Source organism: Enterobacter sp. JMULE2 (genome assembly GCF_013337145.1).
Taxonomy (GTDB): Bacteria; Pseudomonadota; Gammaproteobacteria; order Enterobacterales; family Enterobacteriaceae; genus Enterobacter; species Enterobacter mori.
On record NZ_SGWD01000004.1, the window covers coordinates 1 to 20856 of the forward strand.

Annotated in this window: 15 protein-coding genes and 8 pseudogenes; 20 read left to right on the plus strand and 3 right to left on the minus strand. The window is 50.6% G+C overall.

From position 1 onward, the window contains the following. The 15 genes and pseudogenes from EXW94_RS00460 to EXW94_RS00525 form a co-directional block, all read left to right on the plus strand. A pseudogene (locus EXW94_RS00460) lies at window positions 1-156 on the plus strand (type VI secretion system baseplate subunit TssF); the annotation flags it as partial. Continuing rightward, window positions 153-1260 (plus strand): annotated as a pseudogene (locus EXW94_RS00465) (type VI secretion system baseplate subunit TssG). The pseudogenes EXW94_RS00460 and EXW94_RS00465, both read left to right, overlap by 4 nt. After that, a complete protein-coding gene (tssJ, locus tag EXW94_RS00470; protein ID WP_174339258.1) occupies window positions 1238-1774 on the plus strand; it encodes a type VI secretion system lipoprotein TssJ in 537 nt (178 codons plus the stop codon). The pseudogene EXW94_RS00465 and the gene tssJ overlap by 23 nt, the downstream one beginning before the upstream one ends. Continuing rightward, window positions 1774-2229 (plus strand): type VI secretion system baseplate subunit TssE, encoded by a 456-nt coding sequence (tssE, locus tag EXW94_RS00475; protein WP_174339259.1) that lies wholly within the window; start codon window positions 1774-1776, stop codon window positions 2227-2229. Before tssJ ends, tssE begins: the two co-directional genes overlap by 1 nt. Before the next feature lie 22 nt (window positions 2230-2251). Beyond that, window positions 2252-2665 carry a DUF2513 domain-containing protein gene (locus tag EXW94_RS00480; RefSeq protein WP_174339260.1) on the plus strand — a complete coding sequence of 138 codons (414 nt, stop codon included), beginning with the start codon at window positions 2252-2254 and terminating at the stop codon, window positions 2663-2665. A 165-nt stretch (window positions 2666-2830) separates the two neighbouring features. Beyond that, window positions 2831-3229 (plus strand): hypothetical protein, encoded by a 399-nt coding sequence (locus EXW94_RS00485; RefSeq protein ID WP_174339261.1) that lies wholly within the window; start codon window positions 2831-2833, stop codon window positions 3227-3229. A gap of 66 nt (window positions 3230-3295) precedes the next feature. Next, on the plus strand, window positions 3296-4540 hold the full coding sequence (locus EXW94_RS00490; protein WP_174339262.1) for a GIY-YIG nuclease family protein: 1245 nt from the start codon (window positions 3296-3298) through the stop codon (window positions 4538-4540). A gap of 40 nt (window positions 4541-4580) precedes the next feature. Beyond that, the gene (locus EXW94_RS00495) at window positions 4581-5942 is read left to right on the plus strand and encodes a VasL domain-containing protein (protein WP_174339263.1); all 1362 of its coding nucleotides are present in this window, start codon (window positions 4581-4583) and stop codon (window positions 5940-5942) included. A gap of 33 nt (window positions 5943-5975) precedes the next feature. Next, window positions 5976-6455 (plus strand): Lrp/AsnC family transcriptional regulator, encoded by a 480-nt coding sequence (locus tag EXW94_RS00500; RefSeq protein ID WP_174339264.1) that lies wholly within the window; start codon window positions 5976-5978, stop codon window positions 6453-6455. A gap of 479 nt (window positions 6456-6934) precedes the next feature. After that, complete coding sequence (mscS, locus tag EXW94_RS00505; protein ID WP_174339265.1) at window positions 6935-7795, plus strand: small-conductance mechanosensitive channel MscS; 861 nt, start codon at window positions 6935-6937, stop codon at window positions 7793-7795. An 82-nt stretch (window positions 7796-7877) separates the two neighbouring features. Continuing rightward, complete coding sequence (locus EXW94_RS00510; RefSeq protein WP_174339266.1) at window positions 7878-8216, plus strand: glycine zipper family protein; 339 nt, start codon at window positions 7878-7880, stop codon at window positions 8214-8216. A 153-nt stretch (window positions 8217-8369) separates the two neighbouring features. After that, entirely contained in the window at window positions 8370-8738 is a 369-nt protein-coding gene (locus tag EXW94_RS00515) for a hypothetical protein (protein WP_174339267.1), read from the plus strand. A 497-nt stretch (window positions 8739-9235) separates the two neighbouring features. Continuing rightward, a complete protein-coding gene (locus tag EXW94_RS00520) occupies window positions 9236-13228 on the plus strand; it encodes a DUF4011 domain-containing protein (protein WP_254797794.1) in 3993 nt (1330 codons plus the stop codon). After that, window positions 13215-15110, plus strand: coding sequence for a DUF3320 domain-containing protein (locus tag EXW94_RS28135; RefSeq protein WP_254797795.1), 1896 nt, complete (start codon window positions 13215-13217; stop codon window positions 15108-15110). The genes EXW94_RS00520 and EXW94_RS28135 overlap by 14 nt, the downstream gene beginning before the upstream one ends. A gap of 202 nt (window positions 15111-15312) precedes the next feature. After that, window positions 15313-16077: pseudogene (locus EXW94_RS00525) on the plus strand (IS110 family transposase); the annotation flags it as partial. Between the two features lie 11 nt (window positions 16078-16088). Here the strand turns inward: EXW94_RS00525 and EXW94_RS00530 are convergent. After that, a pseudogene (locus EXW94_RS00530) lies at window positions 16089-16932 on the minus strand (IS5 family transposase). 59 nt (window positions 16933-16991) lie between these two features. Between EXW94_RS00530 and EXW94_RS00535 the strand changes: the two are divergent. The 5 genes and pseudogenes from EXW94_RS00535 to EXW94_RS00555 all read left to right on the plus strand — a co-directional run. Then, window positions 16992-17306 (plus strand): annotated as a pseudogene (locus EXW94_RS00535) (transposase); the annotation flags it as partial. Between the two features lie 34 nt (window positions 17307-17340). Further along, window positions 17341-17549: pseudogene (locus tag EXW94_RS00540) on the plus strand (ATP-binding protein); the annotation flags it as partial. 61 nt (window positions 17550-17610) lie between these two features. After that, window positions 17611-18015, plus strand: a pseudogene (locus EXW94_RS00545) (acetyl-coenzyme A synthetase); the annotation flags it as partial. A 181-nt stretch (window positions 18016-18196) separates the two neighbouring features. Beyond that, window positions 18197-18979 (plus strand): annotated as a pseudogene (locus EXW94_RS00550) (IS5 family transposase); the annotation flags it as partial. A 188-nt stretch (window positions 18980-19167) separates the two neighbouring features. Next, complete coding sequence (locus tag EXW94_RS00555; protein WP_174339268.1) at window positions 19168-19446, plus strand: hypothetical protein; 279 nt, start codon at window positions 19168-19170, stop codon at window positions 19444-19446. A 191-nt stretch (window positions 19447-19637) separates the two neighbouring features. Here EXW94_RS00555 and EXW94_RS00560 read toward each other — a convergent pair whose 3' ends face one another. Together EXW94_RS00560 and EXW94_RS28035 are read right to left on the minus strand one after the other, a co-directional pair. Further along, a complete protein-coding gene (locus tag EXW94_RS00560; RefSeq protein ID WP_202665830.1) occupies window positions 19638-20492 on the minus strand; it encodes a hypothetical protein in 855 nt (284 codons plus the stop codon). A gap of 163 nt (window positions 20493-20655) precedes the next feature. Then, window positions 20656-20856: hypothetical protein (locus EXW94_RS28035; protein WP_217436305.1), on the minus strand; the 201-nt coding region annotated here is incomplete at its 5' end.

Consider the following 20856-nt stretch of genomic DNA (forward strand, 5'->3'; position numbering starts at 1 on the left):
CGGGCATGGCGATATCTGCCTGTTCGGCGAGATGCTGAGCCGCTTCTTTGCGCTTTACACCGATATCTACCTGTTTAACCGTCTGATTATCATTCTGCAACCGACCGGAGAGCGTCTGGAAGGGAAGAGAAGCACAATCGCCGCATTCCCGGCTGACCCCGAGACTGGAAGCTGACCTTCACCGGATAAACTTTTACCGGTTATGTCAGCTGCTGGAGAAGCTGAATCCGGATAAAACACTGATGGGCTCAACCAGCCATCCGGCTGATGACCCGGTGCGCTTTGCCCCGCATCCGGGAATGGGCTTCCCGACCAGCGAGCTGAAGGCTGTCGAATACGATGAGGATGACGAACGTAACCGCCGGTTATTCGTACCACATTTCTGGGCATGTACGGCGTGGATTCGCCGCTGCCGACAGCGTATCTCGACGATATCACGCTGCGTACGGAAGGGCATGAAGCGCTGCAGAGTTTTCTCGATATCTTCAGCCACCGTATTCTGACTCAGTTTTATCGCATCTGGCGTAAATACTCTTACGAAATCTTCCCCGCGCCACCTTTGAGCCCGGCAGGACCTGGCGTAAATACTCTTACCCGGCCACCTTTGAGCCCGGCGGAACCGACAGCATTTCGCAGTCGCTGCTGGGTCTGGTGGGGCTTGGCATTCCCGGAACGGCCAGAAATATCGCCACGCCCGTCTCGCGATTTCTGGCGCTGCTCGGCGTGCTTCAGCAGCCCGGAAAAACCCGGCAGGGCATGCAGGCACTGGTCAGCCTTCTGGCACCGTATACCCGGGTTCAGGTCAGCCCGTACTGCCTGCGCCCGGTAGAAATCAGCCGGCCGCTGGGTTTTTACGGCGATGAGGATTTTCTGCTGGACGGCAACACGCCGCTCGGCGATGAAGTGATGGATGCCAGCAGTCAGCTGCTCATTGCTCTGGCCACTGACGACGAGATGGAATCGCAGGGCTGGAAGCCGGACGGGCTGCTGTATCAGGATTTTCTGGTGATGCTGCGGGTTTATCTGGGCTGGCGCTTTAAGGCAAAAATCACGCTGACCACCAGTACCCGCCTGCTGGCCGTTCCTCCGCTCGGTGAAGGTCCGTTTTGGTTAGGTATGAATGGCGTGCTGGGCGCGGAAGAAGGAGAGCTGGCGGAAGACATTCCGCAGACCTTTACCACAGAGTTAGGTTATTACACGGGGCCGGAGCCCGCCACGCAACAACAAGGAAACCGACGTGTTACGTACAAGTTTGATTAAATCTGCATGCTGCCTGCTGGCATTAGGTCTGACCGGTTGTGGCGTAACCCAGGATATTTCAGATGGTACAAAATCGACCTGGACCGCCATTTTCCACAAGAAGATAAAGGTGCTGCGCCTGGACTTCACTGCCCGTGAAGCGCTGAATACGGATGCACGTGAGAGCAACTCGCTATCCGAACCGGTTGTGGTCCGCGTCTGGCAGCTCAAAGACCGCAAGACCTTCGATAAAATCGTCTATCAGCAACTGATTAAAGAAGGTGACACCCTGCTGAAAACCGACCTGCTTGCCAGTCGTGACGTGGTATTGAAACCGGGTGGGGATGCTAACCTCGATATGCCTATGGAAGAAGAGACGCAATGTGTTGCCGTGGCAGGACTGTTCCGCGATCCGGATATGGTGAACAACACCTGGAAGCTGGTTATCAGACGGGACGACCTTGACCCGGATAAGCCGCGCGTTCTGGAAGCGGGCAGTAACCACCTGACGCTGCAACCCTTTAAGGATGAATGATGCCCGGGGAACATAATACACCTTCACTGTATGAAATACTCACCGGTCATTTTACCGGCGGCCTGAGCCTTAGCCTGGTTGATGAAAAAAATCAGGTCATTCTCTCGGTGCTCGATAACATGCAGCGCATCCTCAACTGCCGGGCGGGCACGCTGGCGCATCTGCCGGACTATGGCCTGCCTGATATGACGAAAATCCTGCAGGGAATGCCGGGTACCGCCCATGAGCTGATGGGCACATTGTCTGCCGTGCTGCTCAGATATGAGCCGCGTCTGAAAAAAATCGCCGTGGTCCTGCTGGAGCAGAACGTCCCCGGTGAACTGCGCTACGCGATTGATGCTGAACTTAAAGGTGTCGGTCTGGTGCGCTACGGCACTGAATTTATGCCCGAAGGTCGCGTGCTGCTGCGACACCTGAAGAGTCAGCAGTATCTGGAGGCCGGATCTTATCTGTGAATATCCCCCCTGGAGGTTAATAATGAAACGAGACTGGGATTTGCTGCGCAAGTTACTGATTGACGTTGAGGAGGAAAATGATCTGTTTGACGGTTTTCCTGATAAGCCTGAGTGGACGGAGCAGGCTGAAGACGCGTATTTCCGGCAATACAGTGAGTACGAAGAATATAAATCCCGCTTTTTCGGGCACCTGGAATTACTGACTGAGAATGGTTATATCGATGGTATTACGGTTTTACGGGGAGCGGACGGGCATATCTCTCACGGGATAACGACCCCACGGCTGACGATGAAAAGTCATGACCTGCTCGACACCATGCGATCTTCACCTGTCTGGGACTCGATCAAGAGTACGGCAAAAAGCAAAGGCATCGAACTCACCTTTGATGCCATCAAAGCCCTCGGGGCGGCTGCGCTCAGACACATTATCGGCTGAATCTTTCCCGTACATTTAATAACGTCACTATTTTCGCGCCTCTGCAAGAACGGTGCTGAGGCCGTCATGCTTGTTTCCTGGCGTAATATTTACTGGCTGACGAAACGGCCATTAAATCGCCCGGGAAATTTACCCAAAGAGCAAAAATAAACGAGGAATACTGAAATGAAAAAAATAGTCCTCCTTCTGATGTTCACTCTGGCTGGTGTTCAGCAGGCAGAGGCCGCACGTGGAAGGCAGCCCTGCTCCGGCTCAAAAGGCGGGATCGCACACTGTACGTCGGATGGTCGTTTTGCCTGTAATGACGGGACTCTGAGCCGGTCGACGCGATTCTGTTCGGGATACGGTTCCTCGGAAGCCAGCAGCCCGGTTAAACGTTCCACCTCCCCCCGCAAAACGCAGACGAAAAAGGTGACAATGGCGAAAAAGCATCAGCAGCAACGTGTTACAGAAAACGACGCGACGGTTGACAGCAAGCCGCGACAGCCCACCTGTGCGCCTCTCTATATGGCCAGCAAACCCGGGTTTACGCATTTACCCATTTGCTCCGGGAATCAGTACTGAGCCGGACCGGAGAAGTACTGTCGAATGTAAACATCATGAATACACAGGAAAGGAATAAAATAAAACATGGCACGAAGAAAAAAAGATGATAATACGGCGGGTATTATTCTTGTTATTATTGGCGTTATTGCCTGGGGTATATATATTGCTGTGCGGGCACTTATTAATCTCAATGAGCGATTTATCGATTTTGTCTCAAATCCCCCCGGTATTATCGGACTGTTCTTTGGATTGCTTGCGGCTTTTACGCTGATACTCCGGATATTTATCTCTCGTGGATACCGAAAGAAAGCAAAAGCCCTCGACGATGCGCTGGCCGCTCTGGCTTTACAGGAAAAAGCCATAGCAGAAACAATCAGGGCCGGTATTTCCCGCGGCGTAATACTTGAGCAGAAGCAGCTGGCAACTGAACGGGAAACATTCAGCAATAACAAACATAAAAGCCGTCGCGCGCTGCAGCGTATTGTTGACTCTGCCTGGACGTTTAAAGTCAGAACATTACTGGCCGGAACCACCATTAATAACTGGCAGAGCAAATATGACCAGCTCCGGAAGGAGAAAGAAGCCTACGCCGCCATCCGCGACAAAATACGTTTTCTTGAGCTTGAGGATAATGCCGACTGGGAGAGCGTAAACCAGCAGTTTCTTGACAGGGTCGCCCTGCTGGAAAAAGCGCAGGAAGAAAAGGAATACCAGGCTGAACTCAAACGGCAGATGCGGGAAGAAAAAGAACGTCAGGATGAGCTGGACAGGCAGCAGCGCGAGGCCGAAGAGGAAGAGCAGCGCCTTGCTGAGCAGCAGCGGTTACTGGAAAAGGCCCTTCTGGCGGCAGAAGGCGCCCACAGGGAAGCGCTGGAGAGACAGCGCCTGGAGCTGGAACAAAAAATTGAGGCGGTTCATCAGCAATATGAGCGCGCCAAATCGATGGCGCAGCTCACGAAGCAGGGCCATGTCTATGTGATTTCGAATATTGGCTCCTTTGGTGAAAACGTCTTCAAAATTGGCATGACCCGACGCCTTGAGCCTATGGAGCGCGTGAAAGAGCTCAGCGGAGCCTCCGTGCCGTTTGATTTCGATGTTCATGCCATGATTACCTGTGATGACGCCCCGGCGCTTGAAAAAACGCTTCATGACCACCTGGACAACTACCGGATTAACAGGGTCAACCTGCGCAAGGAATTTTTCCGCGTTGAGCTCGGGAGGATTATCGAAGAGGTGGAGCGCCATCACGGGACCGTTGAGTATATTGCCGATCCGGCGGCGCTGCAGTACCTGCAGAGCTGCGAATATGCTGAAAGCGAAGCCGCGTAAACAGGAAATACATCCCCTATTTTCACAGGGATATTCAGCCATGAATGACATGACTCCCCGTAAAATCAAAACCGGCGGCGACCCCAGGGCGCTGCCGGATTATGCCGCCCTGCGCGATGAGCTGGGCAAACTGACGCATCCGGCGCGTCCGGATGTTGACTGGCGCAGGGTGCAGACCCTGTGCCTGCGCCTGTTCGAACACAACGGCGTGGAGCTTCAGAGCGCATGCTGGTACACCCTGGCCCGCATTCACATTGCCGGGCTGCCCGGTATGAATGACGGTCTGTTTATCACCGGCACGCTGGTGCGGTATCAGTGGTCGGTGATGTGGCCTGCCGGTGGATACGCCCGGGCTGAAATCCTTGCCGGCCTCAGCCAGCGGCTGCAGAACGTTCTGCGAACGCTGACGCTTAAGGACAGTGATGACCTGCATGCCCTGTACCAGAGTGAAAAATGCCTCACTGAACTCGGCGACTGCCTTGCGCGCCATGAGCTGAGACAGGCATGTCGTCTGGATGGTCTGCAGCAGCAGGTCCGCTCAGCCATCGCGCGTCTGGAAAATATGCCTGATGGTGGCGGTGATGAACCCGGTCTGGTGCTGCCGCTGCAGGCGGTGGTGTCCGCGGAGTCTGATGACGGGCCGGTGCGGTTTGTCTGGTCTGCGGAGCCGGAGCGGGATTCCGTGCTGAGCGCCGGTATTTTCGGCCCCTGGCACCGCAGAATGCGTCTTCAGGGTTTTGCCCTGGGGGCCGTCAGCGCCCTGATTCTGGGCGGGCTGCTTTCATGGGGAATATATGTGCTGAACAGGCCGATGTCCGAAGAGCTTAAGCTTGAGGCCACCCTGACGCCGCTGCCTCAGCCCCTCTCTCAGAAGCAGCTGAACAGGCTCTGGTACGAATCCTCTCTCACGGAGACTGAGGGCGAAAGGCTTGTTGACGCGACCCGTCAGCAGCTGGCCTGGCTGCAGTCCCTTCCCCCGGACTGGGCCCGGCAGTACGGTCAGGAACTCATTCGTCAGGCCCGCACCCTGTGGCCGGATAATCCTGACGTCCTCAGCCTGCAGGCGAACCGGCAGAAAACGCTGGAGGCTGATGCGCTGCCGCTGAGTGAACTTCATGGCTGGCATCAGGGAATGACCCGCCTGCAGGCGCTCGCCGCCAGGCTCGGGGCGCTGGATGAAAAACGGGGGCGGTATCTGACGGTGAGCGAGCTTAAAACCGAGGTGTATGCCATCACGCGGGCTCTGGAGTCTGCCGTGCCGGCAGGGGAGCATCTCCGCAGGATGGCCGAAAGCAGCGACGGGGAAACCGCTTCCCTGCATGATGCGGAGCGGCATCTGCAGGCGCTTATCAACCGCGAGGCCCTGCTGAAAAATAAAGAGCAGCCCGAACCTCATTTTTAACAGGCATAAACTGCCGGACTCAGGGAGAACATCATGCTGGATGAAAAGGATAAGATGCTGCTGAGATTAATACAGGATGACTGCAGCATCTCCATGCGGGCGCTGGGTGAAAAAATCGGGCTGACCCAGACCCCGTGCCGGGAGCGACTTATCAGCCTGACCGAAAAGGGATATATCCTGGGTCAGGCTGTACTGCTGAACCGGATGAAGCTCGGTCTCGCCATGACGGGGTTTATGATGATAAAGATGTTTGAGCACGCACCAGGCAGGGAAGAGGCAATGACCGCGGCCTTCGCCTCAATGCCTGAGGTGATTCGCCTCTGCCGCACTGCCGGTGAATATGACTATATTCTGCAGGTGGTTGCCGCTGACATGGAGGACTTTTCGGCTGTTCTTACCCGGCTTAAATCGCATGCCGGCACCCTCTGCAGCTTCACCACCACCATGGCGCTTGAGGAAATAAAAAACACCACTCGTCTGCCGCTGAATTTTAAAGAAAGCACACCTGCGTAAACGGTCTGCTGAAAGGCATCATTAATTTACATGCCCGGGGAAGCAACTGCCATATTTCACTGAGCATATTCACTCCATTCTTCAATGCGCGGTGTAGCCCGTAATATCCGAAGTGTGGAAGTGAAAGGTTATATCAAAAAAAGTAAACAACAGAAAACCGCTCCGGATAAATTTATTTTTAAATGTGGAGAACATTATGAATCCATCAATCATCAGGCCATGCCGTCATTGTGGGGCACTTATTTCACATGATGCCACACGGTGTACGCACTGTAATGTCAGAACCCCCTTTTCCGGAAGGCATGCAGGACATTTACTTCCGTGGATACTGAGTGTCTTGTTACTTGCCGGCTTTGTCGTATTTACCTCTATTTACGGGTGATATATATGACCTGCATATACAGAATGACGGTGGCGTTATTGCCTGGGCTTATTTTCAATCAGCACCCGTTTGGGTGAAATTTTAAATGGAGTATTAAATGAAAGAACTGAACATTACAGATGAAGTCAATAAGGCCGGGGAGTGGTTTGCAAAAAATCAGGGATTATTAACCGAATACGCGGTCAATATTATTTCGGCCGCCGTCCTGTTAATTACCGGACTGATATTTGCCCGCCTTGTCGGTACGGCGCTGGAGCGGGTGCTCTCCTGTCGCGGGATTGACGTGACGGTATCGGGCTTCCTTGCGGCCATGGTCCGCTATGCCATCGTTGCCTTCACGGTCATTGCCGTACTCGGCCGCCTGGGTGTCCAGACCGCGTCGGTCATTGCCGTGATAGGGGCTGCTGGCCTGGCTGTGGGGCTTGCCCTGCAGGGTTCGCTGTCAAACTTCGCCGCCGGCGTGCTGCTGGTGACGCTGCGTCCCCTGCGCACCGGTGAGTTTGTGGATGTGGGCGGCGTGGCCGGCACGGTTGACCGGGTGAATATCTTTTCCACCACCCTGCGCACGCCTGACAACAAAATCATTATCGTACCGAACGGCAAAATCATCGCCGGGGACATCATCAACTTCTCGCGCGAGCCGCGTCGCAGGGTGGATATCACCGTGTCCGTGGCCTGGTCTGCCGATATTGAGCAGGTGAAGCGCGTGGTGAGTGATGTCGTTACGGCCGATAGCCGGATTATCCATGAAAACGGCATCACGGTACGACTGAACGAGATGGCGCCGCCGGCGCTGAACTTCGTGGTGCGTTGCTGGACAGATACCGCTCTTTACTGGGATGTCTGGTTTGACCTGACGGAAGCCATCAAGCGCGAGCTCGACGACAACGGTATTCCTGCACCGCGCCCGCAAATGGATGTCAGCATCAGAAATGACGACAGGCTGCATGGAAACTGAACCATGCTCATCCCGTGCAACCAGACGGTTGTCGTGTGATTCACAGTGTCATCAGATTCAATGAACTAAAGGAAATGAAGCAATGAACAAAAAAATAGCGTGCGCGTTTGTGTTACTGGGGGCGCTGCTACCTGCCGTATCCGCCGTGGCAATGGATAAAACAGCGACCGGTGCCGTTGTTGGCGCAACCGTCGGCGCTGCTGCCGGGAAGGATGTGAAATCAGCCGTCGGGGGCGCGGTTGTCGGTGCAGGCACCGGAGCAATGACCAAAAGCGGTGACACAGGCAAGGCAGCCCGACAGGGCGGTGCGGCAGGCGCAGCTACCGGTGCAGTCGTGGCGGCCGCAACGGGTAAAAGCGTGGTGAAAGGTGCTGTCACGGGGGCGGGCGCAAGTGGACTGGCCGGCGAGGCCCTGCACTGATAAATGACACAGGGCAGCGAACATACTGCCCTTTCTGCAGATCGCGTGGACTGGCGGCACGATTTCTGGCTGCTTAGTAAAAGGGCACGTTAAGGTCGTACAGAAAACGCTCCAGGCTTATGCGCCATCACATCAACCCGTACAGGTAAATTTATGCCCCCTTCACTCGCGGAGGTTATCCATCTGATCCGCAGTCGCGGCGACAGTGCCCCGGGTTTTATTACGACAGAAACCCGGCTTGTTTCAGGTCTGGGATTCTGCAGTGATGACATGGAGGAGCTGCTTCACGAAGCGGAATGGCGTTTTGGCGTCAAATTTCCATCTGATGAAAATGCCCTTCGGGAGCTCTTTTCCCTCCTGCCACATGAATACCTTTTGACTCTGCAGGATAGCCTGCCGCTCTCACCCGCATGGGTGTTGTGCCGGTTACGGGTCGCGCCTTTGCCGGTGCAGGCAGATATCAGCGTGGGGGATTTTTTCCGCGGACTCACCTCGCTGTGTCTGAAGGGCGGCGAAATGTAGTCTTGTCTGTGGCAAACCATGGCAACTGACACGGAGCCACAGCAACGAGTTACCGGCGGTGCAAATGTATCCTGAAGAGCGGTACCAAATCGCGAATACCGACGAGGGGAAGATCGTGCCCGACCAGAATGCCATTTTGCAGGTGCACTGATGCGCTGTCGGTTACACCAGTTTCAATCCTGTATTATTGAAACAACGCTATAAATGAAGTCGTGTTTAAGCACAGGCAGTTTGTCTGCGGCGAAAGATTTCCTGGAAAGGTTATATTTACGTTAAATTTTCAGCGACAGTCTTTGGCATATTACCCAGAATGATAAAAATTGGTTTGTGAGGCAATTTTTATTTCGACGGTTGCCTTCCTGTCTCATATTCCGCGACCGTGCTGTACTTTATGGTATTGCAATTTGGCGACTTCATCGGGTGATTTGTGCCTCTGTGTCGACAACCTTTTTCTCTAAACATTTTGTCATCAGAAGAATGTCTCTTAAGGAGAAGTCATGAGTATTAAAGCGCAGGTTAGCATCGCGCATAAACTGGGATTTACGTCTCACCAGAATGCGGTCCCTCTGTTACGTGAACTGACGTTGCATAATGAGTCAGAGCAAACCTTTGAAAATCTGACGTTGCATCTGCAGACAGTTCCAGCAGTGCTGGAAGCTAAGCAATGGAATATTGACTGTTTGCTTCCCGGCTTGTCCGTTGATATTCGTGAGCGGGATGTGAAGCTCAATGCGGGATGGCTGGCTGAGCTTACAGAGAGTGTGGCATGTGAAGTCACCCTCAGTTTACGACAGAGTGATGACGTACTTTTCTCCTTAAATTATCCCCTGGAAGCGCTGGCAAAAAATGAGTGGGGGGGAAACTCGATGGTGGAGCTCCTGCCATCTTTCATTATGCCAAATGATCCCTCAGTTGATCGAATTCTCAAGGCTACGTCGGAAGTGTTGCGTAGTGCAGGGAAAAATGATGCGCTGGATGGCTACGAAAGTAAGTCCAGAACCCGCGTCTGGGAAATGGCTTCAGCGTTATGGACGGCCGTCTGTAATCTGAGCCTCAGTTACGCATTGCCCCCTGCAAGCTTCGAGTGCAACGGTCAGAAAATTCGTACGCCGGGCGCAATTATGGAAGGCAAGATCGCGACTTGTCTGGATACAACCTTATTGTTTTCTTCTGCGCTCGAACAAATGGGACTCAACCCTCTGGTTTATTTGAGCGAAGGGCATGCTTTTGCGGGCCTCTGGCTCCAGCCGCAGGAGTTTGCCCAACTGGTCACTGAAGATGTCTCTTCGGTCCGTAAGCGTGTTGATCTGAAAGAGATGGTGGTGTTTGAAACGACTTTTGTTACAAAAGCGCACCCACCATCATTTACGCAGGCTTGTGAAGAAGCGTTAAAACACCTGACTGAAGAAGAGTTTCATGCTGCGATCGATACTCGCCGCGCTCGTATGCAAAAAATACGCCCGCTGGCTCTGGGCGGTTTACGGCAGGAAAACCAGACTGAATCGGAACCTGAAATTCGACATGGTTTTGAAGATGCCCCTTTACTTCCTTCTTTTGATCTTGATATTGAAGTTGAAAGTAAAAAAGAAGCATCGGGGCGGCTGGTTCAATGGCAGCGGAAATTGCTGGATTTAACGACCCGTAACCGCTTATTACATATGCCGGAGAGTGCAAAAGGGATCCGTTTGATTTGCGATAATCCTGGAAACCTGGAAGATAAACTGGCCGAGGGTAAGCGGATCCGAATTGTTCCGTTGCCTGATCTTGAAAGTGGGGGGCGAGATGCTGAACTCTATCGTCAGCAGACCAATAAAAACCTTCGTGAAGAATATGCCAGCCAGGCGCTGGAGCGCGGCGAAGTTGTGTCGCTACTGGAAAAGGATCGTCTGGAATCATTGCTTATAGATTTATATCGCAAGTCAAAAAGCGATCTTGAAGAAGGTGGGGCGAATACCCTTTTCCTTGCTGTCGGCTTCCTGAAATGGAAAAAGTCAGCCGATGATCCAAGGAGCTATTCGGCACCACTGATCCTACTGCCTATCCAGTTGGATCGGAAAAGTGCGCTGTCAGGCGTGACAATGCGACTTCTGGAGGAGGAGCCCCGTTTCAATCTGACTCTGCTCGAACTTCTTCATAATGATTTTGCTCTGACAATCAACGGACTGGACGGTGAATTACCGACGGATGAGAGTGGGATCGATGTGGATGGTATCTGGAATATGATACGCCATGCAGTGCGGGATATTCCCGGTTTTGAGGTCATGCGGGACGTTGTGATCGGCACTTTCTCTTTTGCTAAGTATCTGATGTGGAAAGATCTGATCGACAGAGCCCCACAACTGATGCAAAGCCCGCTTGTAAAATACCTCATCGAGCGCGGAAAAGAGGATGTGGTTCTTGAGAAAAGTGGCGAAATTATAGATGCAGATAAGCTTGATGATACGCTGAATACTGAAGAACTTTTCCTGCCATTACCAGCCGATTCCTCACAAATAGCCGCCGTGGTGGCCTCTGCAAAAGGTCGTGATTTTGTCCTCGACGGCCCGCCTGGAACCGGGAAGTCCCAGACCATTGCCAATATGATTGCGCATAATCTGGCACTGGGAAGGCGTGTCTTATTTGTTGCCGAGAAAAAAGCAGCGCTGGATGTGGTTTACCGACGGCTGGAAGCTCATGGGCTGGGCGAGTTTTGCCTGGAGTTGCATTCCAGCAAAACGTCAAAAATGGATTTCCTCAAACAACTGGAAAGGGCGTGGGATGCCCGGGATTTGTTGACGGCTCTGGAATGGGAAGAGGAAGCGGGTAAGGTACAACGCCTGCGGGACAGGCTGAATGGTATTGTTCGGTTGCTGCACCAACGCTGGCCAAATGGATTAACACTCCATCAGGCGATGGGGCGGGTAATTAAAGATGCCAGTACTGTAACGCCACACTTCACCTGGGCTGCGGGTATACTGCACACAGATGAGCAAATGACAGTATTCAGAGAGGTCGCAAAACGCCTCGAGCTCAATCGCGATGCTTTTAAAAAGCATGATTGCCACTTTGGTGTGATTAATCAGACAGACTGGACAAATGGCTGGCAAACGTCCCTGGTGGCTGAGGCGCAGGGGATCCCGGTAAAAATTGAGCATCTCGAAAAATCAGCCGAATCGTTATTGACTGCCACCGGGATGACTCTGGATTCAGGTGAACCGGAGAAACTTCTTCAGTTGGTTGAGCTTTGCGAATTATTATCAAAATCAGCTGGTATTGATTTCAATTTTATGTTTACGCCGGATGCCAGTACAAGAATTGATGCTGCGAAAACAGCAATAGCTCTTCTCAATGACATCAGTACCGCGAAGTCACAGCTGTCGGTCAACTATCCTGACAACAACTGGCATAACGTCAACGTTCAACAGATAAGAGTGGCGCTGGAAGAGGCGGATAAAAAATTCTGGTTCTTTGCGACGAATGCCCGTAAAAAAGTCACGGTGGAATTCGTGCGACAACATACACTGAGTGCGCCGCCTGACTTTGCTGTCGACCTTTCAGTTATCGAAAAACTTCAGCCGTTATGTAAACAGCTGTCAGAACTTGTGCCTTTAACCACGGGATTACCAGGGTGGAATGGCCTTGAAACTGATTATTCCGCTCTGCAAAACACGCTGGAAATAGCTGAAACGATTCGTGGGGCATTGCCGGTATTTGCTTCTTCTCCTCAGCGGCTTGCTGATATCAGAATGGCAGTCAAAACGCTGATGATTGATTCTAATGAGCTGCTTGGCCCTCATGGGACAATTGCAGTACTGGTCCGTAATTTGCGCGATTCGATCTCAGTGTTCAGCGACGCAAAAGTGCGATTTAGCAGGTTAATAAAAACATCAGAAGATGGCCTGACGATATCCGTATTGCGTGATTGTGCGCAGGGGATTGTACATCATCAGTCTGCACTGAAAGCATGGAATGACTGGAATCGTGTTCGGGAGGAAGCCGTTGCGCTGGGGTTACTACCGCTGGTGGATGTGTTTGTGCAACTTGAATCGGGCGATATCAGTGCCAGCGAGTTGTTTGAGACTGCATATTGCCGCTGGTTTGCCTCATGGGTGATTGATGCTGAACCGCTGCTGCATAATTTTGTTCCTGCTGAGCATTCGAGCGATATTGAAGCGTACAGGGTACAGACTGATCGTCTGGCTAAACTGACTGTTCGCTATATTCGTGCGAAGCTTTGCGGGGCGATCCCGGCAAAAAATGAGGTCACCAAGCAAGGCGGCTTTGCATTACTTAAGCATGAACTGCAGAAATCCCGACGTCATAAGCCTGTTCGACAGATGGCCGCCGAAATGGGTGATGCGATGTCTAAACTGGCACCCTGCATGTTGATGAGTCCGCTTTCCGTTGCTCAGTTTTTACCATCAGACCTGGCCTTGTTTGACCTCGTTATATTTGATGAGGCCCTCCCAGATTTCACCGTGGGATGCTATCGGGGCGATGGCGCGTGGTAAACAGGTTGTTGTTGCGGGTGACCCCCGTCAGATGCCTCCAACAAGCTTCTTTAACCGCGCGGCAAATGACACCGATGATACAGAAGAGGATATGGAAAGTATTCTTGACGAGTGTCTGGCCGCGGGCCTGTATAACCATAGCCTTAGCTGGCACTATCGTAGCCGTCATGAAAGCCTGATTACTTTCTCGAACAACCGGTACTATGACAGCAATTTGATCACCTTCCCGGCCTCCGAAACAAAGCAAAGTGCCGTCCAGTGGTGCAAAGTTGAAGGTGTATATTCCAAAGGGAAAGGGCGTCATAATCAGGCTGAGGCCGAAGCCATCGTTGCTGAGACAGTAAAACGCCTCACAGATAAGGCGTTTGTCGCGTCCGGAAAATCGATAGGTATTATTACCCTTAACACCGAGCAGCAAAAGCTAATCGACGATTTGCTGGATCGTGCCCGACAGCGGCATCCTGAAATTGAACTGTTTTTCCAGTCTGAGTGGGAGGAACCGGTTGTCGTTAAAAATCTGGAAACTGTCCAGGGGGATGAAAGAGATCTGATAATGCTCGGTATTGGCTATGGTCCGACCGAGCCGGGAGCTAACACGATGTCAATGAACTTCGGGCCGCTAAACCGTGAAGGTGGCTGGCGTCGTCTTAATGTTGCTGTTACTCGCGCACGTCAGGAAATGATGGTGTTTAGTTCGTTTGAGCCCTCTCTTATTGATCTTAATCGTACCAGCGCGCGTGCGGTTGCTGACCTTAAACACTTTATCGAGTTTGCTCAACGTGGCCCAATGGCGCTGGCACAGGCTGTTCGCGGTTCGGTGGGCGGATATGATTCGCCATTTGAAGAAGCCGTTGCAAATGGGCTAAGAAACAAAGGCTGGCAAGTTGTTTCCCAGATTGGTGTGTCACGTTTCCGAATTGATCTGGGAATTGTGCATCCGGATAAAACCGGTGATTATCTGGTTGGGATCGAATGCGATGGTGCTACTTACCACAGTGCAGCAACTGCAAGGGATCGTGATAAAGTTCGCAGTGCTATTTTACAGGGGCTGGGCTGGAAACTTCTTCGTTTGTGGTCAACAGAATGGTGGGTTGATAAAGCTGGCGCGCTGGAAAGGCTAGATAGCGCAATTAACCAGCTTCTGGAAGACTCCAGGGCGGCTGATGTTGTGGTTCCTGCAGAAGAGGTGCCGGAGTTAAATGAGCCGTCCGGCGGTAATGAGAGCGCTGCTGGTGAACAACATGTGATGGTTGTTGCTGCAAACGAAGAGCGCTCAACTTTATCGGAGAAAATAGAACCCGCAGTGATGTCCCCAATGACCGAAGATGAGGATGATAAAATTTTGCCTGATCTGAAGTATGCCTGCTTAACCACTGGCGCAGCACATTTATCAGGGGGCGCTGGTAAATATGTTGTCAATGAACTCAAAGACTGGCGTGGAAAAACAGATCCTGAGCAGTTCTATGTAGGGGGATATGATGAGACACTGAAAGCACTTATTGCTGATGTGCTTAATGTCGAATCTCCGTTACTTGAAGCCACTCTTGTCCAGAGAATCGCACGAGTGCATGGTTTTAGCCGTGCAGGAAGATTGATTCGTGAACGCGTCATGGAAATTGTGGATCAGCAGTATCATGTTGCGACAGATCTGTCCGGTGATGATTTTATCTGGCTATCAGAGGCGCATCGCGCCGACTGGTGTTCATTCCGACTGCCTGCTACAGATTCTGATATTCGTCAGGTGGATGCGATCCCAAGTGAGGAGTTACGCGCTTTGGCTTTGAATATTGGAGGAGACAATATTATCCAAGATATGGCCAGAACATTGGGAATTAAGCGATTAACCAGCCAGGCAAAACAAAGACTGGAATCAATTTTATAATCCTAAACGTTTTCCCTGGGGAGTTCTTTTCCCAGGGAAGACCAATTACAGTTTAATTTTTTTAGTTAAGTAGTAAGACATAATGACTTTCCGTGAGACAGGCGCTGGCCAACGTGGGATATTGAACGCGGGTTAACATCGTTGCCAGTGCCGCATGGCTGAGCTGTTGCTACACCCCGGTATTTCCATCACGGAGGCCTGCATGAACAACAATAGCACGTTGTACGTCGGATTAGATGTTCACAAAGAATCCATTTCTGTTGCCTATGCCATCAATTCAGAACAAGTTGAATTTATGGGTAAAATTAGCTCGACACCCACTGAGATTGAACGTCTTTGCAAGCGCCTGCAGTCAAAGTCATCTCAGGTAAGTATCGTTTATGAGGCCGGCCCCTGCGGCTACGGCCTTTATCGGCGACTGGTGAAGTTCGGCTTTGATTGCATGGTCTGTGCCCCTTCGCTTATGCCAAAAAAACCGGGCGAACGGATCAAAACTGACCGGCGTGATGCCATCAGACTGGTGCGCTCACTGCGTGCCGGAGATCTTTCTGCTGTCTACGTACCCGGTATTGAAGATGAGGCATTCAGAGATTTGGCCCGGGCATGGGCATCTGCCCGCGATGATTTACGGCATGCCCGACAACGACTGAAGCCGTTTCTTTTGGTCCATGGGATCCATTATGTCGGACGGGCTGACTGGGGGCCAGCGCACCGACGCTGGCTCAGCAAATACTCATTCGAGAGTCCCTGGCGGCAATTAGCTTTCGACGAGCACCGCCGCACAATAGAAGACCGGCTGGCACAATGCGAACGGCTGGAGTCAGCCCTGAGGGAGGCGGTTACCGAATGGAGACTTTACCCTGTGGTGGAAGCTCTGCAGGCGATGCGGGGAATTCAGTTTATTACGGCAATTGGATTGATTTCTGAACTGGGCGACCTGACCCGTTTCGAACATCCTCGACAGCTAGGCTGTGTCCCTTAATTGCATAATTTTTTGTAAAACAATCGGATGCAACCCAGTTTCACCATCGCCAGATAACTCCTCGCCGTTTTGTCGTAACGTGTGGCAATGCGGCGGTATTCTTTCAGGCGACCAAAGCACCGCTCAACAACGTTGCGATTGCGGTAGGCATCACGATCGAGTTGTGAACGTCCATCTGTTGCCATTTTTTCATTGGATTTTCTGGGTATTACTATTTTTATACCCTTTCTTTTCAGTTCGTTACGTAGCGCATGCCCGGAGTAGGCTTTATCTGCCAGTACTGCGTGACCACGGCGCTTCATGCTGCCATTCTGGCGTTGAACGCCAATACCATCCAGAAGACGTTGTGCAAACTGGCTTTCGTGAGCCTGGCCGGGGCTTAGCACGATATTTAACGGAAGACCGCTGCCGTCTGTAGCCAGATGGATTTTGGTGCCAAAACCACCGCGAGAGCGACCCAGGCTGTTATCTCCGGTGATATCGGGATGTTTTTTTGCGCGCCTGCGGCGCACCTGAGCGCCCGGATATTGCTGCCATCCAGCGCAGTAGCTGACCAGTCCACGAGACCACAGGCATCAAGAGATGAAAGTAACTTGTTAAAAATAATGTTAATCACTCCTGACTTTGACCACCGGTTAAAGCGGTTGTAAACGGTCTTCCATGGACCGTATCGCTCAGGCAAATCGCGCCATGGCGCACCTGAACACAGCACCCAGAACATGCCATTGATGATCATTCGATGTTCTGCCCATGGACGTCCGGCCCGTGGTGTTGCTGGTTCGCAGGTAATAAGGGCTGGATGATAGCCCATGCTTCATCGGGAAGATCGTAGCGAGCCATATTTCAATATGTAGTGGAAACAGGTAGTTACTATAGCTCAGGTGATTAAGGGACACAGCCTAATGTCATGGTTTGGTATCACTCCATCGGAATATTCGTCAGGTGGAAACAGACATCAGGGCAGCATTACTAAAGCCGGGAACAGCTTTGCAAGGAAACTGCTGGTTGAAGCTGCGTGGAGTTACCGGCATCCGGCACGTATCAGTCCGGCAATACAAAATCGTCAGGAACATTTACCCCGCCCCGTCATTGACAGGGCATGGGATGCTCAGGTCAGGCTTTGCAGAAGGTATCGAAAACTTCAGGCAAAGGGGAAGCATGTCAATATAACGATTGTTGCTGTTGCGCGAGAACTGGCGGGTTTTATCTGGGATAACAGTAGCATGTTGGCGATCGTAAAAGGGTCTCTACAGACAAAGCAGCACAATCGTGGTAAGCCAGTTCCCGGTAGACAAGTGGCACGGCCTGATGGAGAACCCGACAACGGCAGATGCGATCCTGGACAGGCTGGTGCATAACGCGCACAGGCTGGTACTCCAGGGTGAGTCAATGAGGAAAAATAAACCGGCAGTGGAAAGCGACGAAAAAACAGGTTAAAAAGCAGTAGGAAAAGTTAAGTTCCCGGTTGATCGAATGGAGGCGAATCGCTGATCCAACTTCAATGCCAATCCGTGATCGAATAGAGCGGAATACGCACTGGGCACCGCTGAGATTGAATCGGCGCTGGTGTCGCATCCGAAGATTGCCGAAGCGGCGGTTGTGGGGAGCCTGCACAACATCAAAGGCCAGGCAATTTACGCGTATGTCACACTGAACCACGGTGAAGAATCTTCGCCAGAGCTTTACACCGAAGTGCGTAACTGCGTGCGTAAAGAGATTGGCCCGCTGGCGACGCCGGACGTGCTGCACTGGACCGACTAGCTGCCGAAAACCCGCTCCGGCAAAATCCTGCGTCGAATTTTGCGCAAAATCGCGGCAGGAGAAACCAGCAATCTCGGAGACACTTCGGCACTCAGCGATCCGGAGGCGCTGAAGAAACTTCTTCGTACGACGAACAAATCTTTGCATATTTCTACATTATGACCAAAGAAGTGACGCTTTTGCGTGAAATAAAATAAACCCGGTGGTAATTATTTCTCCATTGTTTTTATAATATTTTGTAAGAGGGGTGAGTGATGTCTTAAGTCAATGACTAAGAGCCTATCCCAGAAGGCCAGAAGGGATTGTCAGAATGTCGTAACTTGTAATTTATGAATGCGAAAATATGACAGGCAGAAAATGGCAGCTCAGCGATGAGCTTTGGGAGAAAATGGCACCGCTTATCCCTGAACATAAAACCAATCATCCGCCAGGTACTCACCGTAAACGCGTTGATAACCGTGCTGCCATGGACGCCATATTCTTGGTCCTAAGGACCGGTTGCCAGTGGAACGCCCTGAAGGCCACCGGGATATGCTCATCAAGTTGTGCACACCGACGCTTCCAGGAATGGCGCAATACAGGAGTCTTCGAGCGCTTCTGCAGAACGGTTTGCATCTGGGCGGCATTGACTGGTCTTGATTGTCGATGGACGGCTGTATGACTAAATCGCCGCTGTCAGGAACAAAAAAACGGGCCGCCCCCCTACGGACAGAGGGAAACAAGGCGTAAAGCGCAGCCTGCTGACGGACGCCATCGGGCTTCCTCTGTCGCTGGTCGTTGCAGCTGCAAACACGCACGACACAAGCTGGTTGCGGATACGCCCGATGCCTTTCAGACGGGTCGTCCGGGGCAAAAACTCAGGCTCTGCCTGGACAAAGGTTACGATGCCGGCTGGCTGAAAACATATCTACATAGCCACTGCTACGAGCCGCATATTCAGTCTCGTAAAGAGGAGTCTGACGCGAGTAAAGACACGAACTTTAAAGCCCATCGCAGGGTCGTCAAGAGAACTCATAGCTGGATAATCGCTTTCGCCGTGTCCTGACCCGATGGGAAAAGAAGACAGAAATTACGAGGCCATGTTGTATTTTCCTGTGGTCTTATCGTCTGGAACAAAATAAAATTGAGACAGGCTCTAACTCTGATTTATTCAACAAAGCCCCTGAGAGTCGGTACGGATTGCAATAATTGTCAGGTATCATAAATTCAGGTTTTGACTTAACAATGCAGAAAAACATCTTCGTTATACAATTCTTTAAAAAAAAGGAAATTAATCCAGGAATGAATTCAATTATTGATAAATATGAATAGCATGTGAAAAGACTTAATAACGTTCAGAAAGCATCTGATGAAGATGTTCTTGTGTTACTTGAACTGGTCGAGAGGCTTCGTTCAGAAACTACATATTTAGATAATGCCGATTTCAGAAGCGATGTGAATGAATGGTTTAACATATTGAATCAGTATCATATTCACGAAAGTCATGAGCTTCGGGGAGCATTATTCTGGGGGATTTTACATCTCTTTCGTGAGCTTAAAAGAAAAGAGTATTTTAGTAACCTCATAATTGATTTACATCACAAAACTGAGTAGGCGGGAGAAAATAATATTTATTAAAGTTGTGTGAGGGAGGCTAAATAAAAGCCTCCTGATAATATCTAATGAAATTATCTAAACGGTATTTTTTCTCATGTAATCTTTACAGTGTAATGCATAATTGATAGTGTAAAGTTTAAGCATGGTTTTTTTATTGTTAGATTTAAGTGTAAATCACTATGTGTTTTTTAGCCTTGAACGGGAGTGGCGTATTTGTCTTTCATTTTTATCCAGAAGTTATCCCATGCATCAAGATAAGTCATGGCGAGCGTTTCAATGCGTTTATAATCATCCTCTGTAATTGCTGATGCTAAAATTGCCCAACAATCATCTTCATGATCGTCATCATGTGCATTTGTCTCTCCCAGAGCTTCGGTTCCATGCACCTGATAATATCCTTGCGATACATCTACACCTTTTTTAATCGTATTTACTTTGAGGGCATTTGAAAAAAGAATAACCTGAATCTCACCGACGGCGAGCAGTGTTATGATTTCTTCAAATTTTTCAAATGATGATAAAAGTAATTCTTTGGCTTTCTGAGCTTCCGGGCTGGGAATGAATTTATTGTATTCAGAAGGGTTAACTCCTATTTTTTTCATTACCTCTTCAAATAAAGGGTAATGAGCATACTTAGGATTGCCTGTATAATATTTTAAATCATTGCATGTTGGTGTAAAGCCAAACTCATCCAGACAATTCAGATTTAGCAGAAAACGTGGTACAAGCTTACCCCCAGGAGGACATAAACCTTTATCTTCCAGCTGATAAGACCTGAATTGTGCTGCGCATAGCGCATCCGTGAATGGCTGAACAATTGCATATCGATATTCCAGATGTATTTTTTTAATACCTTCCAGGTCAACCCCCCCTCTTAACATAAAACTTCTCGTGGGGTTTTTGGACAGACTATGAACGCTTATTTTCTTCCTTAGTTTTAAGATGAACTCAGTATTTTTAGAAAATCGCTCATGCCCTGTCATCTCTTGTAGCATTTTTCTTGCGGACTCTCTCGGCATAGCTGTTTGCTCTGTATCCCACATTGTTTACACTCTCCTTACATTTAAGTTAACTGAATATATAGTTATATGTGGCGTCGAAGTATCTTTTGGTTGACAAAACCAGTAATCAGCATGAGGGTTATTTAATCTATATTAGTATAACCCTTTATCCTGTTGATTTCGATACTAAAACAGTCGTGTTTGCTTAATAAGTTTGATAGATGTGATAAACTTCAGCCAGCCGCGTAAATCCCGTTATCAATACATCATTCACAATAGCATTTTTATACACTTGGGCGTAGCCATTAATAACCGCTCTTCCCCAGATTTTCGCATTGTCATAGAGCATTGCATGCCCACTTATCTGCGCATGATCATATATTCTGACATGACCGAAAACCTTAGC